Source organism: Collinsella aerofaciens (genome assembly GCF_019131995.1).
In the GTDB taxonomy this organism is placed as follows: Bacteria; Actinomycetota; Coriobacteriia; order Coriobacteriales; family Coriobacteriaceae; genus Collinsella; species Collinsella aerofaciens_S.
Map to the genome: position 1 here is coordinate 14559 of NZ_JAHONA010000013.1, position 14566 is coordinate 29124.

The 14566-nt window shown below is 60.1% G+C and carries 16 protein-coding genes; 1 reads left to right on the forward strand and 15 read right to left on the reverse strand.

Annotation, left to right across the window (positions count from 1 at the left end):
* Positions 1 to 8: 8 nt before the first annotated feature.
* The 14 genes from rpsT to pyrR all read right to left on the reverse strand — a co-directional run bounded on the left by rpsT (position 9) and on the right by pyrR (position 12650).
* Positions 9 to 275 carry a 30S ribosomal protein S20 gene (gene rpsT, locus KSY82_RS05665; protein WP_022094714.1) on the reverse strand — a complete coding sequence of 89 codons (267 nt, stop codon included), beginning with the start codon at positions 273 to 275 and terminating at the stop codon, positions 9 to 11.
* A gap of 133 nt (positions 276 to 408) precedes the next feature.
* Entirely contained in the window at positions 409 to 1371 is a 963-nt protein-coding gene (gene holA / locus KSY82_RS05670; RefSeq protein ID WP_138112654.1) for a DNA polymerase III subunit delta, read from the reverse strand.
* 78 nt (positions 1372 to 1449) lie between these two features.
* Positions 1450 to 3753 (reverse strand): DNA internalization-related competence protein ComEC/Rec2, encoded by a 2304-nt coding sequence (locus KSY82_RS05675; protein ID WP_217750512.1) that lies wholly within the window; start codon positions 3751 to 3753, stop codon positions 1450 to 1452.
* Positions 3750 to 4463, reverse strand: coding sequence for a helix-hairpin-helix domain-containing protein (locus KSY82_RS05680; protein WP_175406047.1), 714 nt, complete (start codon positions 4461 to 4463; stop codon positions 3750 to 3752). Before KSY82_RS05680 ends, KSY82_RS05675 begins: the two co-directional genes overlap by 4 nt.
* A 213-nt stretch (positions 4464 to 4676) precedes the next feature.
* Positions 4677 to 5921, reverse strand: a complete 1245-nt coding sequence (thiI, locus tag KSY82_RS05685; RefSeq protein ID WP_217750513.1) for a tRNA uracil 4-sulfurtransferase ThiI — start codon at positions 5919 to 5921, stop codon at positions 4677 to 4679.
* A complete protein-coding gene (locus tag KSY82_RS05690; protein WP_035138532.1) occupies positions 5922 to 6203 on the reverse strand; it encodes a DNA-directed RNA polymerase subunit omega in 282 nt (93 codons plus the stop codon). It lies immediately after the preceding gene.
* A gap of 5 nt (positions 6204 to 6208) precedes the next feature.
* A complete protein-coding gene (gmk, locus tag KSY82_RS05695; protein ID WP_006236131.1) occupies positions 6209 to 6778 on the reverse strand; it encodes a guanylate kinase in 570 nt (189 codons plus the stop codon).
* Positions 6779 to 7087 carry an integration host factor, actinobacterial type gene (mihF, locus tag KSY82_RS05700; protein ID WP_006236130.1) on the reverse strand — a complete coding sequence of 103 codons (309 nt, stop codon included), beginning with the start codon at positions 7085 to 7087 and terminating at the stop codon, positions 6779 to 6781.
* Between the two features lie 239 nt (positions 7088 to 7326).
* Positions 7327 to 8043, reverse strand: coding sequence for an orotidine-5'-phosphate decarboxylase (pyrF, locus tag KSY82_RS05705; RefSeq protein WP_006236129.1), 717 nt, complete (start codon positions 8041 to 8043; stop codon positions 7327 to 7329).
* Positions 8037 to 8945 (reverse strand): dihydroorotate dehydrogenase, encoded by a 909-nt coding sequence (locus tag KSY82_RS05710; RefSeq protein ID WP_217750525.1) that lies wholly within the window; start codon positions 8943 to 8945, stop codon positions 8037 to 8039. Before KSY82_RS05710 ends, pyrF begins: the two co-directional genes overlap by 7 nt.
* A 14-nt stretch (positions 8946 to 8959) precedes the next feature.
* A complete protein-coding gene (locus KSY82_RS05715; RefSeq protein WP_217750526.1) occupies positions 8960 to 9727 on the reverse strand; it encodes a dihydroorotate dehydrogenase electron transfer subunit in 768 nt (255 codons plus the stop codon).
* Positions 9728 to 9843: 116 nt separating this feature from the next.
* Positions 9844 to 11133, reverse strand: coding sequence for a dihydroorotase (locus KSY82_RS05720; protein ID WP_217750514.1), 1290 nt, complete (start codon positions 11131 to 11133; stop codon positions 9844 to 9846).
* Positions 11117 to 12061, reverse strand: a complete 945-nt coding sequence (locus tag KSY82_RS05725) for an aspartate carbamoyltransferase catalytic subunit (RefSeq protein ID WP_217750515.1) — start codon at positions 12059 to 12061, stop codon at positions 11117 to 11119. The genes KSY82_RS05720 and KSY82_RS05725 overlap by 17 nt, the downstream gene beginning before the upstream one ends.
* A 4-nt stretch (positions 12062 to 12065) precedes the next feature.
* Positions 12066 to 12650 (reverse strand): bifunctional pyr operon transcriptional regulator/uracil phosphoribosyltransferase PyrR, encoded by a 585-nt coding sequence (pyrR, locus tag KSY82_RS05730; RefSeq protein WP_006236123.1) that lies wholly within the window; start codon positions 12648 to 12650, stop codon positions 12066 to 12068.
* A 452-nt stretch (positions 12651 to 13102) separates the two neighbouring features.
* Here pyrR and rpmB point away from each other — a divergent pair, with 452 nt between their 5' ends.
* A complete protein-coding gene (gene rpmB, locus KSY82_RS05735) occupies positions 13103 to 13291 on the forward strand; it encodes a 50S ribosomal protein L28 (protein ID WP_022094725.1) in 189 nt (62 codons plus the stop codon).
* A gap of 234 nt (positions 13292 to 13525) precedes the next feature.
* Here the strand turns inward: rpmB and KSY82_RS05740 are convergent, their stop codons facing one another.
* Positions 13526 to 14302, reverse strand: a complete 777-nt coding sequence (locus KSY82_RS05740) for a transposase (protein ID WP_217750516.1) — start codon at positions 14300 to 14302, stop codon at positions 13526 to 13528.
* Positions 14303 to 14566 lie beyond the last annotated feature (264 nt).

The window sequence follows — 14566 nt, forward strand, 5'->3', positions numbered from 1 at the left end:
TTTACAACTTAGGCGTTGATGCTGTTCACGAGCTTGGCAAGACCGGACTTGCGGTTGGAAGCCTGGTTCTTGTGGATAACATGCTTGGCGGCAGCCATGTCGAGACGCTTGGTGACGGTCTTGAGGGCAGCCTGGGCCTTCTCGGCGTCGCCCTCGGCGACGGCGGACTGGACGTGCTTGGTCAGCGTCTTGAGCTCGGACTTGACAGCCTTGTTACGCATGCGAGCTGCCTCATTGGTGCGGATACGCTTCTTCTGAGACTTGATGTTTGCCACTTCTGGAGTTCCTTTCGAGTTCCTTGCAAAAAATGTATGACACCTCTGAGACACGGTGAGGTCATGCAAGCGCCTACTATAGCACGCTCCCCCTCAAAGGGATAGAACGAATTTGTCAAATAGGCAGGTATCATCACGATTTTCTCAAGATGTTCGTAATCCAGAGCAAAAGCGCGGTCTGAGAATCGGCCGAACCCTTGAGCGCGAGCTCCACATCGACCGCACCCTCGAGCGCTGCGACGAGCTCTGCCATCGAAAAGCGACGTGCCCAGGTCAGGTGATTCTTGACCTGCCAGGACTGGAGCTTGAGCGTTGCGGCCAGCTCACGACCCTGTCCGCGCGCATCGAGCGCCTTGGCGACGATAAGCTCGCGAATGCGGCCGCACAGCAATGTGTAAGTCCACACGTAGCTCTTGGCGGGCAGTAGATTGAAGAGCTCGAGCGAGCGGCGCATGTCACGGGCCGAGACCGCATTGAGAAAGTCCCAGGGTTGGACCTCTGCCGTACGTACAATCCAGCGCTCAACGTCGGCAAGCTCAATCTGGGGCGCCTCGACCATCTGGGCAAGCTTAGCCAAGTCGTTATCGAGCATGCGGGTGTTCTCGCCCGAGCGCGAAACGAGCTCTTCGGCGGCCGCCGTCGAGATCGACTTGCCGTGCTGCGTCGCCATCTGCTGCACGCGGCGCGGTAGCTCCCAGCGCTTGGTACCGGAGCAATCGATCACCGCCTTCTTGTCGATCTTGGCGATCGCCTTATACAGGCGCGTGTTCTTGGCAAGCGAGTCGGCGATGATGAGACAAACCGTCGTGGGGCTGGGACTCGCCAGATAGTCGACAAGCGGCTCGGAGATCGCTTTGGCGAGTTTTGAGCAGCCGTCAAGGATTACCAGGCGAAACTCGCTGCCCATGGGAAAGGTGTTGAGCGATCCGATAATCGACTCGATATCGGGGTCTTTGGTCATATCGCGCTCGTCGAGGTTGAACTCGACCATACCCGACTTTTCCAGACGCGCTTTCATACGCGAGACGGCGTGATCGCGCTTGACGCCGTCGGTACCGACGATCAGATATGCCGGCAACAGACTGGTTTCGGACATTGCGCTCCCCTCCCGCAGGCCTTCGTATTCGTTCCGTGCGATTCTAGCCCAAGGGCCCACCACACGCCAACGACGTCGTCACGGTCGCTGGCATCGCATCGCAAAGCCATTCGCAGTTGGCGTGACGGTAATGTCGCCGTGTTCGATAGTGCACGCGAACACACCGCCCGCTTCCTTAACGGCATCGATGCAGGCATCGGACGGATGGCCGTATCGATTCCCCTCGCCCGCACTCGCAAGGGAAAGCTCAGGCTTCAAGACGTCCAGCAACTCACCATCGACTGAAACCTTAGAGCCGTGATGCCCAAGTTTAAGTACATCGATTTCCCCCACCTCCTGCACGAATTCCCGTTCTTGGTCGAGCTCGGCATCACCGGTGAGGAGCATACGCAGGCCCCTGCCTTCCTGAACATAGGAGAGCAGCAGGACAAGCGAGTCCTCATTTCCCTCGCCATCCACGGACTCGAATGGCCACATCACGCGGGCGCAAAATGAGCCGATATCGACCGTATCCCCACGGCGCACCTGCCGATACTCAACGCCAGGTCGGTTCAATACCTCGGCAGGAGCATCCTCCAGCGCATCCGCCGCCACGGCAATCGTTCCAACCGAAAACTGTTCGAGCACGGCAGGCAGACCACCCCAGTGGTCCTCATCCCAATGCGTCACAAAGACGGCATCGATATGGCGCACGTTATTGCGAACCAACGCCGCCACCATGCGCTCGTCGAGCCCGCAGTCGACGAGTGCTACTGCGCCGCCCTGGCGGATAAGAATCGCATCGGCCTGGCCCACATCGAGCACCGTCACCGAAGGCGGAGCGAATCGATCCCAGTAGACGTACGGAATCGCAGCCAGGAGTACCAAGCATGCAAGCCCCACCGCCATAGGACGTGCACGGGGACGCGGCCACCAGACCAGCAGAACCGCCAGCAAACACGGCACTAGGTAAATCCACATGCTATCGGGCGGCAAACTCACGGATGCACCCGGCACGGCGGCAAACAGCTGCTCGAAGAACAGTGCGCAACGGGCGGCAATCATGGGCACAATGAGCGCCCAAGTCCGCAAAGGTGCCACGAGCGAAAAGGGAACCAGCACAATCGACACAGCAAGCAGTACGCTCACCACCGGACCGATGACCGCATTTGCCAGCGGAGCAATGAGCGATAACGTACCAAAGGCGGGAATGGTAATGGGAAGTGTCGCCAATTGCGAGCACAGCGTGGCGGAAAGCATGCTGGCGACGCCCGATGGCACACCCAGCTCACCCAAAGCGTAGGTCGCATAGGGGCAAAAGCACAGAATGGCTAAGACGCTGGCACATGAAAGCTGAAAGCCCATCTCGAACAGCACCGTCGGCCGCAGTAGCACAAAGATGGACATGGTTACGAAGAGTGCCGATTCGCCGTGCCGGCGACGCCCCGCGCCGTTTACGACAAGCGTCGCGAACACCATGCAGCACGCGCGCACGGCCGAAGGAGACGCGCCCGTAAAGGCAGCGTAGCCAACAAGCGTTATCGCCAATATCGCCCGCTGAAGACCACGTGAGCACCGAGTCTTTTGCAATGCGCCCTCGATTACAAACCCCACGATAGCCAAATGGCTGCCCGAGACGGCGATAAGATGCGCCGTCCCCGTCACCGAAAACCAATCGCCCGCCGGCTGGGCGCGCAGCTCGGCCGAACGACCACAGGCGACACCGGCTATGAGCGCACGCGCCGAGTCGGTCGCAGGCGCAATGGACGCAAGCAGCCCATTTCGCAGCCGAAGCAGCGGCCCCGGAGAGCCCTCATCGACCGGCACAATCCGAACGGCTTGAACCTTGCGCACCTCGCCTCGGAGCACGCGCGATCGTCCATATGCATCGTTCTCAAAACGTGAAACGCGACCGATAACACGCACGTGCGCCCCGACCTTGAGCTCGCGGTCACACGATAGGCGAACCGTTGCCAGGTTCTTACCGTCCGCGCGTGCCTCGCAGGTATAGGAATACACGTCGTCGTTTATGGATGGATCACCCTGCACGACAAACTCGAGGCTGCTTGCCGCTCGACCGTCGAGCGCCTTCGAGGCGCCTAGCGTGCCCACAGCCCACCACGCCGAGACGACCGCTCCCGCCACGAGACCGACGGACGCGGCATACAGCCACCACTTCCAAGGGGCAAGCCACGCACAAGATTGAGCCAGCACAACGAATACCGCCGCCGCAACGGGAATGGCCCATAGCAGCCCGACCGCCGACGCCTGCTCCCTCAGCAGCGCATCAGCGGCCACGTTGAGCACCAAGGCGCAGCTCATGCACATGCCGGCACACAGGGCCATCGTCCATGGCATCAGGGGCCGCGGAGGCATCACATGTTCGCGCTTGGTCGCACTCATACGCAGATGCAATCTTTGATTTTGGCAAGCTTCTTCTCGCCGATTCCCGACACACGCATCAGATCGTCAACCGAGGCAAAAGCACCGTTCTTTGTCCGCTCGTCGATAATCGACCGGGCCATGGAGGGACCGATGCCCGAAAGCGTCTGTAGCTCTGCCGAGCTTGCCGTATTAATGTTTACTAGGCCTGTTGCGCTACTCACGCCCGATGACGCGGAAGCCCCACCATCAACATCGGCTTCCGCAATGGGCGCCTGCTGCTCCCCTTCCGTTGGAACGTGGATTTTTTGTCCATCGACGACCTTGGATGCCCGATTGAGCCCCGTAACGTCTGCCTCGGGCGCCAGCCCGCCGGCGGCATCAATCGCCTGAGCCACCCGCGCGCCGTCCTTGAGACGATATACACCGGGCGACACAACGGCGCCATCGACATCGACATAGACCTCTGCCGCGGCAGAAGCCTTAGTCGAAGAACCTTCGGATGTCTTTCCGCTCGAGGCATCACTGGATCCCGGCTCCACCAACGAGCCCGAACCGTCAGTGCGCTCAAACGACACGGCGCCGGCACCGCCGCCAAGGTTCGCCATCGCCAAGCCGCTCGACATCGCAATGACGACCAATATCGCCATCACCACTGCCTTATGACCGAGCAGCTTGTCCGCCAAGCGGTCCATCTTTTTGACCCGTTCGTGTTGTTCGCGCTGCGCCATAGCAAAACCTCCCAACACCATCGTGTCAGGAAAGGAGCCCTGTAACAGCCACGCCCCAAAACCGGTTTTAGCGGTCAAACCAAAAGCCGACCAAAACCTTGCACAAATCCGTCCATTTATTCAGGCACACGTCAGCAAATGAACACTTAGCCACAAAATGCCCAGATAGCAAAAGACCGACGATGCAGACGCATCGTCGGTCTATGCACAAATTTACTCGTGATCTTGGTAAATCTCACGCGGAGCAAGCTCCGAATGTTTGCGTTTTAAGGTCTTAGGGGCCTTATACGTGTTGCTCTCAAAGTCGATGTACTCGGTCTGCTTGAGCAGGCGCTCGATCATCTCCTCGTGATCGAACAACTCCCAGGCCTCATGCATGGCATCGAGTTTAGCGTGCGTCTCGGGACGGCGCGGCATAAACAGCGTGCAGCAGTCGGGAGCGGCCTCAGTGGAGATATCGAACGTACCGATCTCCTCGGCGCGCGCGATGATCTCCTGCTTATCCGAACCGATGAGAGGGCGGAACACGGGGATCTTCACGGCCTCGTTGACGGCCATGATATTCTCAAGCGTTTGGGAGGCAACCTGCCCAAGCGATTCGCCCGTAACGATGGCCTTGGCACCCTCGATGTGCGCAATGCGCTCGGCAACCGAATACATAATGCGGCGATACATGATCACGCGCAGGTTGCTGGGACAGGTGACCGAAATCTCACGCTGGCAGTCGCCAAACGGCACCACGTACAGGCGGCCGATCTGGACACCCGGCTCAAGCGCACGGATGATGTCCTGCACCAAATACTCGCTCGTGTCGGGCGTCTGCGGACGACCTGAGAAATGTACCGGCACGCACACCGCGCCGCGACGCGCGAGCATCCAGGTTGCCACCGGAGAATCAATACCCGACGACAGCAGCGTCACGACCTTGCCGGCAGAACCCACCGGCAGACCGCCCACGCCGCGCTCGGAGCGCGCGTACACATAAACGCTACCCTGGACCACCAGTACGTGCACCATCGCATCGGGGTCGTGCATTTGAACCTTTTTATCGGGGAAGGCCTCACACAGCACCTCGCCCACCTGACGATTGATGTCAATCGAGGTGAGCTCATAGTCGGTATTGGAGCGCTTGGCGTGCACCTTAAACGAATCGAAGGAACCAAACTCGCGCAGCGCCTTCACGGCGGCGGCGCAGTACTCCTGCGGGTCGCGGTTGGTGTGGTACGCCAAAGACACACGGGCAACGCCGGGAACGGTGCGAATGACACGCGCCGCCTCGTCGGCCTGATGCTCGTTAAAGGTCACGAGGATATAACCGGAAATTCGAGACACGGCATTCACGGAAAAGGCGGCCAAGGCCGCCTTGATGTTATCCATGAGGATATGCTCAAAATGTGCGCGGTTCTTGCCCTTCAGTCCAACCTCGTGATAGTGGACCAGGCAGACGCGAGCCGCCATTTAGGCTTCAGCAACCTTGTGGCCGAGCGCCTTCTCGTAACGGGCCTCGTCGTAAGAGATGTCACCGTCGACAATCTCGTCCATAGCCATCGAGATAGTGTCGGCACCGGAAAGCCCGATGGTGATGTCATCGACATCCTGGACGGCAAGCACGCGGTTGTGCTGGCCACGCAGCATGCTGTTAATGTCGCAGGCGCGCTTGGAGGCAAGCGAAGCAAGCAGGAAGCGGTTGTGATCGGTCTTCTCCAGAAGATCGTCAATGCAAGGCTTTACAACGGACACGGACCTCAGATCCTTTCATGCATATCGAGAACGCGAACGAGCTCATCGGTCGCGCGGTCGAGATCGTCATTCACCACGACGTCGTCGTAGCGGTCGGCAAGGGCAAGCTCATCGGCGGCGTTTGCCATACGCAGCTCAATCGTCTCGGGCGTCTCGGTACCGCGACCGACTAGACGCTCGCGGAGCACCTCAAGCGAAGGTGGCTTGATAAAGATCAGCACGGCCTCGGGGAAACGCTCCTTCACCTGCAGGGCGCCCTGGACATCGATCTCCAAAATCAGAGACGCGCCCGAGGCGAGCTTGGATGTGACCTCGCTCACCAACGTGCCGTAGCAGTTACCGTGGACCTCGGCCCACTCAACAAACTCACCGTTTGCCACGCGGCGGTCGAACTCCTCGCGCGTCAGAAAAAAGTAGTTGACGCCGTCGACCTCACCTTTGCGTGGTGCTCGCGTGGTAGCCGAAACCGTCAGGCCCAGGTTCGAGCGGCGCTCGCGCACACGAGTGACGAGCGTACCCTTGCCTGCGCCTGACGGTCCAGAAATCACAAAGAGCTTGGAATCCTGAGCGCTCACTTATTTGGTCAGCTGCTCGAGGAGCTGCTCGCGCTGACGGACGCCGAGGCCCTGGACGCGACGGGTAGCGGAGATACCGAGCTCCTCCATGATCTTGGCGGCCTTGGCCTTACCATAACCAGGAAGAGACTCGATGAGGGTGGAAACCTTCATGCGGGAAGCGATGGGGTCATCGGAGTTGAGCACGGACTCGAGGGACTTCTCGCCCTTCTTGATCTGCTCGCGAAGCTCAGCGCGGGCGTGACGTGCGGCAGCAGCCTTCTCAAGAGCCTGCTTGCGCTGCTCATCGGTAAGCTGAGGGAGTGCCATTCGTACCTCCAAATAGTTGGGTTATATCTGATTCAATAATTGGCATTTTAGCACGTAGAACGTGCAAAATGCCCAATCGCGACTCCATAGGTTAGACGATACCCGCAAAAAGTGCAATATACTGCGCCCAAAGTTAAGCCCCTGACCTGCGATTCCACACAAAGGATGGGAAAGTTTACGCAGGCACAGGGGCTATTTTGTGCTAATGAGACCCAAAAGTGGTGACTTAGGGGAATCTTTTACGCGACGTTTTCGACCAGCTCGGCGACGATGGCGTCAAAGGCGGCAACCGGATCGTCGGCGCCGGTGATGGGACGGCCCACCACAATGTGGCTTGCGCCGCGCTCGATAGCCTGGGAAGGCGTCGCCACGCGGGACTGGTCGCCTAAGGCGGCGCCCACCGGACGCACACCCGGAGTCACGATCAGGGCATCAGGACCCAGCAGCTCACGCATGTCGTGAGCCTCCATCGGCGAGCACACGATGCCATCGATGCCACTGGCCTGAGCGAGCTTTGCCAGGCGGGCGGCCTCCTCGGCCACCGGCGACTCGACGCCAATCTCGCTCAAGGCATCCTGATTCATGCTCGTGAGCACGGTGATGGCGACGAGCTTGGCGCGGTCCTCGCGTGCTTCCTCGGCACCCTCGCGGCAGGCAGCGAGCATGGCGCCCGAACCCAAGCCGTGAACCGAGAGCAGGTCGGCACCGGCAAGCGAGGCCGAGCGGGCGGCACCGCGAACCTGATGCGGAATGTCATGGAACTTAAGGTCAAGGAAAACCTTAAAGCCCAGGTCCTTAAAGGTCTTGACGATCTCGGGGCCCTCAGCGTAATAGAGCGTCATACCAACTTTAAGCCAGGCGGCATGGCCCGAAAGCTCGTGGGCGAGCTCGAGCGCACGCTCGCGGTCGCAGTCGAGAGCGACGATTACGCGGTCGCGGGCATCGGTCTCTAGCATTCGAAAGCACCTACCAGTTCGTTGATGTCCTTCACGCCTTGGGACTCAGCCCAGGCCTCGAGCTCGTGCGCGATCTTGAGCGAAGCGCACGGATCGACGAAGTTGGCCATGCCGACCGACACGCAGGTGGCGCCGGCCAGGATAAACTCGGCCGCATCCTCGCCGGTCATGACACCGCCGACGCCGTTGATGGGGATATCGACGGCCTGGGCAATCTCCCAGACCATGCGCACGGCGATGTGGTGGCACAGCGGGCCCGAAAGGCCGCCCTTGGGCTTGGCCACGCGGGACTTGCGGGTATGGACGTCGATGGCCATGCCCTGAATGGAGTTGATGACCGAAAGGCCGTCGGCGCCGGCAGCCTCGAGGGCCTTGGCAATCTCGGCGACGTTGACCGGCGCCATCTTCACGAACAGCGGCTTATCGGTCACCTTGCGGCAGGCAGCCATAACGGATGAGGCGCCCTCGGGCGTAGAGCCCATGGCGGCACCGCCGGCGGCGATATTAGGGCAGCTCACGTTGATCTCGTAGCCGGCAGCCCAGGGGCACAGTTCGACATACATCTCGAGCGCGCGGACAAACTCGTCAACGGAGTGGCCGGCAACCTGACAGATGACCTGGCAGCCGTCCTTGGACAGCTGTTCGAGCCACGGACCGGACTCGCGAGCAAAGGCGGCCACGCCGGGGTTCTGAAGGCCCACGGAGTTGATCATACCGCCGGGGATCTCGGCCATGCGGGGCGCGGGGTTGCCGGGCCAGGGCTCGGCAGCGCAACCCTTGGTGGTGATGGCGCCCAGCTGGGAAACATCAAAGAAGTTCTGGAACTGCCAACCGTAACCAAAAGTACCGGCTGCGGTGTTGATGGGGTTCTGCATCTTGACGCCGCCGAAATCGACGGCCATGTTCACGGTACCCACTAGAAGACCACCACCTTGGAAGCATCGAACACGGGGCCGCACATGCAAGCACCCTTCATACCGTCGACCGTCTCGACATTGCAGGTGTTGCAGGCGCCAAAGCCACAGCTCATCATGCGCTCAAGCGACACCTCGCAGTACGCACCGGCCTCGGCGGCAGCGGCGGCGACTTTCTTCATCATGACAGCGGGGCCGCAGCTGGCGACGTAGTCGTAGCCGCCCTCGCCGAGCAGCTCGGCGGCAGGATCGGTGCAAAAACCGTGCGTGCCGAGCGAGCCGTCGTCGGTGCAAACGTTGACCGTGGCGCCCAGCGCGCGGAACTCATCGACACCCACGGCCTTGGAAGCGGTGCCAAAGCCCAGGCACACGTCAACATCCACGCCCTGCTCGGCAAGCATACCGGCAAGACACAGCACAGGCGGAACGCCGATGCCACCGGCGACGAGCAGCGCCTTCCTGGTGCCCTCGGGAACAAGCCAGCCGCGGCCGCCAGGGCCCAACAGGTTGGACTTGGAGCCGGGACCCATCTGCGACAGACGACGGGTGTCGTCACCCACGACGGCGTACCACAGCTCGACGGTACCGGCCTCGGCGTCAGCGCGATAGAAGCTCAAGGGCACGCGAAGCAGCGAGGACGCATCGCCGGGCACGGCAATGTTCACAAACTGGCCGGGCTTGAGCGCACTTGCAAGCTTGGGGGCCGAGATGACGAGCGAGAAGATGCCATCGGCGATCTCCTGGTTCGAGACGACCTCGAAGTCGTGCATGCGTGCAGTGGAAGGTGTGGGCATAGACGCTCCAATCCCCCATGCGGTTGCATGGTCAAAACGAACAGAAAGCGCGGCACCGCAAGGGCACCGCGCACAAAAGCGATAAGGCTATGCTAGCAGATGCAGCCGTCGGCGAGCGTCTGCTTACCGCCGACAAACACATCGGTAGCACGACCGGTAAGCGTGCGGCCGGCAAAACCGGAGTTCTCGGCGCGCGACTCGTAACCGTCCTCGCCGACCGTCCAGGTGGCAGAGGGGTCGAACACGGTCAGGTCGGCAACGGAGCCCGCCTTGACCTGAACCTGGTCGAGGCCCAGGATCTCACGCGGCTTGATGGCCATGAGCTCGACCATACGGCCCATGCTCATCTTGCCCGTGTTGACCAGCTCGGTGAGTACGAGCGACAGCGAGGTCTCGAGGCCGATCATGCCAAAGGGCGCAAGCTCGAACTCGCGGGCCTTCTCCCACGGGGTGTGGGGAGCGTGATCGGTGACGATAGCGTCGACGGTGCCGTCGATGACGCCCTGACGGATGGCCTCGGCATCCTCCTCGGTACGCAACGGCGGATTGACCTTGAGCGAGGTGTTGTAGGTCTCGTCCAGGTCGTTCTCGGTCAGGAACATGTGGTGCGGGGTGGCCTCGCAGGTAACCTGAACGCCCGCGGCCTTGCCGGCACGCACGAGCTCCAGGCCATGGGCAGTGGAGATGTGCTGGATGTGCAGCTTGGCACCGGTCAGCTTGGCGATCTCGATGTCGCGGGCGATCTGGAGCTCCTCGCCGGCAGCCGGCCAGCCCTCGAGAGCCAGACGGGTCGAAACCTTGCCCTCGTTGATCTGGCCGTGGCCGACCAGATCCTCGTCCTGGCAGTGGCTCATAAAGACCTTGCCGAACATCTTGCCGTAGTCCATGCAGCGACGGAGCATGCCCGCGCCCTGCACGCCGCGACCATCGTCGGTGAAGGCGACGGCGCCGTGGGCGACCATATCGCCCATCTCGGACATGGCCTCGCCCTTAAGACCGCGGGTCATGGCGCCCGAAGGATAGACGCGGCAGTGACCGACCTCGGCAGCACGGGACTTGACGAACTCCACGACGGTGCCGTTATCGGTGACGGGATCGGTGTTGGGCATGGAGCACACGCCGGTAAAGCCGCCCTTGGCAGCCGCGCGGGTACCGCTCTCGATGTCCTCTTTGACCTCGTAGCCGGGCTCGCGAAGGTGAACGTGCATATCCACCAGGCCGGGGACGAGGTACTTGCCGGAAAGGTCGCGGACCTCGGCTCCCTCGACGGCGAGATTCTCGCCGACCTCGGCGATCTTGTCGCCGTCAATCAGGACGTCAACGACACCGTCAAGCTCGACGGACGGGTCGACGACGTGGGCATTCTTAAGAAGCAAGGCCATTATCGGCACCTCCAAGCAGCAGATACAGGATAGCCATACGCACGCAGATACCGGCGTAGACCTGCTCCAGGATGACGGAGCGTTGCGGGTGGTCGGCCATATAGGAGTCGAACTCGACGCCGCGGTTGATGGGACCCGGGTGGCAGATGATCGCATCGGGCTTCATGAGCTTCTCGCGGTCCTTGGTCAGGCCGAAGAGCCTGTGGTACTCACGAATGGTCGGGAACGGGGCACCCTCGAGGCGCTCCTGCTGCACGCGCAGCATGTAGACGACGTCCAGCTCGGGCAGGACGGAATCGAGGTCGCTCGTCACGTGGTCGCAGCCCAGGACCTCGGGCGACGGCGGCAGCAGCGTGCCGGGGGCGACGGCGTAGGTCTCACAGCCCATGATCTTAAGGGCGGGGATCAGCGAGCCGCAAACGCGGGAGTGGGCGATATCGCCGACGACGGCGACCTTCAGACCGTGGAAGTCACCCTTGTGCTCCCAGATGGTGTACAGGTCGAGCAGGGCCTGCGTAGGATGGTTGTGCTTGCCGTCACCGGCGCAGATGACGCTTGCGGGCGAGTTCTGCGTGACGATGTAGGGAGCGCCGGCGTGCTTGTCGCGCACGACAATGCAGTCGATCTTATAAGCGTTGAGGGTCTCAACGGTGTCGACGAGGCTCTCGCCCTTGACCGTGGAGGTCGAGGAGCCGCCAAAGTTAAGACTGTCGGCCGAAAGACGCTTCTCGGCGAGCTCGAAAGAGCTGCGGGTGCGCGTCGAGGGCTCGTTGAACATGTTGACGATGGTCTTGCCCTTGAGCGTGGGGACCTTCTTGATGGCACGCTCGTTGACCTCGGAGAACGCCTTGGCGGTCTCGAGGATGAGCTTGATATCCTCTTCGGAGTACTCGGTAATGTCGATCAGGTGCTTATGGTTGAACGCCACGGTACTACTCACCTCCCAGCGGCGCGGAGCCCACGTGGGAACCCGGCGCGACGTCATTAATCTCGACAGCGGTGTGGCCGTCGACTTCCTTCATATATAGGTGCACGTTCTCCTCATGCGACGAGGGAACGTTCTTGCCGACAAAGTCCGGCGAGATGGGGAGCTCGCGGTGGCCGCGGTCAACGAGGACTGCCAGCTCAATGCGGCTCGGACGGCCCAGGTCCATGACGGCGTCGAGAGCGGCGCGGATGGTACGGCCCGTATACAGGATGTCGTCCACCAGCACGACGCGCTTGCCGTCGACGCTGAAGGGAATGTTGGTAGCGTGGATCGCGGGAGCGAAATTGGTCGCGTAGTCATCGCGGTAGAAGCTGATGTCGAGGCTGCCGAGCGGAACGTCGACGCCCTCGATCTCCTTGATCTCCTCGGCGAGCTTCTTTGCCAGAAGGTCGCCGCGCGTGACGATGCCGACCAGAGCGAGGTCTTCACAGCCCTCGTTGCGCTCGAGAATCTCGTGCGCGATGCGGGTCATCGCTCGATTGACGGCGGTCTCGTCCATGATGACCGCCTTGGGGGAAGTCGTGCCCATCGATCTCCTTCCTCACATGTCTTGACTGCTGACACAGTCAAAAAAAATAGATGCCCGACCGCTTAAAGCGGACCAGACACCCACAGGAAGGGCTGCTCTTTGGCAGCTATGTAATTCCATGTGGGTATCTCGTACCCCTTTAATGGTCATGGGATAGTGTAGCCAACCTCGAGCTTAATTGCGAGCATTAATACAGAGCAATCCGTAAACGGAGCCCAATGCTCAATAAACCTATATATATTTGTGGAACGAGCTTGAAAACACACGCACGAGCTGGCATAATCCCCTCTGCTGCACGCAAATCGGATCTACGTCCAGGGCCGTGGCGTGAGCACTATCGCCAAAAGAGGAATATCTCTGTGTAGATTACGCACAGGGAGCTGCTTCTGTGCTATAGTTCAGGCTTGTTTGTTAACGCGACATGTTCGTTTGTCGCCCAAGGAGGGTCAGTTATGTCCAAAGTTTGCGAAGTTTGCGGTAAGCACCCCGTTGCCGGTCGCTCCATCAGCCACTCTCACCGCGTCACCAACCGTAAGTTCCGCCCCAACATCCAGCGCGTCTACGTCGTCGTCGATGGTCACCGTCGCAAGATGAACGTTTGCTCCACCTGCCTCAAGTCTGGCAAGGTTGCGCGCTCCTAAATAAGGTCTTACCAACAAGTACCTCGGACTCTCCGGGTCAAAGACCTCGCGTTCACATAGAACTTACCAAAGGAGCCCTCCCCTACGGAGGGCGCCTTTTTGCACTCATTGGGGACAGACTTATATGAGCACTCATTGGGGACAGACTTACATGAGTGTTTGCACGCATTGGGGACAGACTTAGATGAATGCTTTCCTAAGCTCACAGTGCATCGATCGGCCCCAATCCATACCTCAGGCCGCCTCGTTCCAGCCTGCAGTAGCCTTGGTCACGCTTGTGGCGCCGATACCGGTGATACGGGCAATTTGCTTGACCGTGAGATGTGCCCGCCTGAGCCTCAGCAGGCAGGCATCGCGTTCGGGGCGTGGCAGGGCTTTGAGCAGTGCAGGATCTATGCTCGGCAGAACTTCGCGCGCAACGGAAAGGGCCTCCTCATCGGGGATCCGCCGGCGCGGAAGAACCTCCACTGACCAGATGCGCCCGACAACTTTCTTGAGATGCTCGCAATAGCGACGGGAGCCTCCGACAACATCAAGCATAGGGGCCGCATCACAGATGTCAAAGGGATCATAGCCCAGCTGATACGCCTTATAGCTTGACCAGCGGTACGCCTCGAGCGAGTCAAGCGCACCCTTCACGGGATTGAGATGAATATAGTCGAGCAGCTGCACTGCCTGCGTGTCCGACTCAACCGCGACCCGCGAATAGCGATTGTCAAACAGATGGCCCGTTCTTCCCGTTTTCCCATTGAAATACTTGGCATACGCCGTCAGCGCGCACTGCATTGCCTTTGAAAGGTTGTCATATGGGTCATCAACCATCAAATGGAAGTGGTTGTCCATAAGACACCAGGCCAACACCGCCACGTCATGGCACGCAAACCTGTCCGATATGTCCGATAGGAAACGATAGCGGTCGGAATCATCTTCAAAAATGATCTGTTTGGAGTTACCGCGGTCAAAGACGTGGTAATAGCCGGTGAGCGAAATTTCGCGGGCGCATCGGGGCATGGTCTCTCCTTTCAAAGCCGTACAGGCAACACCTAAAAGGAGAGAAGGAACGCGAAATGCTGAGCCTGTGACCTATTTATATCCAATCAGCAACAAAAACAGGCCCAAAACGACAAAATCGCAAATCGATGTCTGTCCCAAATGAGTGAAACCACTCATGTAAGTCTGTCCCCAATGAGCGGGGCGATGCAGCAGGCAGATAATTAGTTGAAACGTTTCAGTTTATTGAAGCGTTTTAGTGTGCCTTTTACGGGAATCTTACCG

Coding starts and splice junctions, on each gene's coding strand:
- pyrR (WP_006236123.1), bottom strand. CDS start 12,650: ATGGGCACGACTTCCCCCAAGGCGGTCATCATGGACGAGACCGCCGTC.
- rpmB (WP_022094725.1), top strand. CDS start 13,103: ATGTCCAAAGTTTGCGAAGTTTGCGGTAAGCACCCCGTTGCCGGTCGC.
- KSY82_RS05710 (WP_217750525.1), bottom strand. CDS start 8,945: ATGGCCGTCGATTTCGGCGGCGTCAAGATGCAGAACCCCATCAACACC.
- KSY82_RS05740 (WP_217750516.1), bottom strand. CDS start 14,302: ATGCCCCGATGCGCCCGCGAAATTTCGCTCACCGGCTATTACCACGTC.
- thiI (WP_217750513.1), bottom strand. CDS start 5,921: ATGGCGGCTCGCGTCTGCCTGGTCCACTATCACGAGGTTGGACTGAAG.
- pyrF (WP_006236129.1), bottom strand. CDS start 8,043: ATGCTAGAGACCGATGCCCGCGACCGCGTAATCGTCGCTCTCGACTGC.
- KSY82_RS05720 (WP_217750514.1), bottom strand. CDS start 11,133: ATGGCCTTGCTTCTTAAGAATGCCCACGTCGTCGACCCGTCCGTCGAG.
- KSY82_RS05715 (WP_217750526.1), bottom strand. CDS start 9,727: ATGCACGACTTCGAGGTCGTCTCGAACCAGGAGATCGCCGATGGCATC.
- holA (WP_138112654.1), bottom strand. CDS start 1,371: ATGTCCGAAACCAGTCTGTTGCCGGCATATCTGATCGTCGGTACCGAC.
- KSY82_RS05675 (WP_217750512.1), bottom strand. CDS start 3,753: ATGAGTGCGACCAAGCGCGAACATGTGATGCCTCCGCGGCCCCTGATG.
- mihF (WP_006236130.1), bottom strand. CDS start 7,087: ATGGCACTCCCTCAGCTTACCGATGAGCAGCGCAAGCAGGCTCTTGAG.
- KSY82_RS05680 (WP_175406047.1), bottom strand. CDS start 4,463: ATGGCGCAGCGCGAACAACACGAACGGGTCAAAAAGATGGACCGCTTG.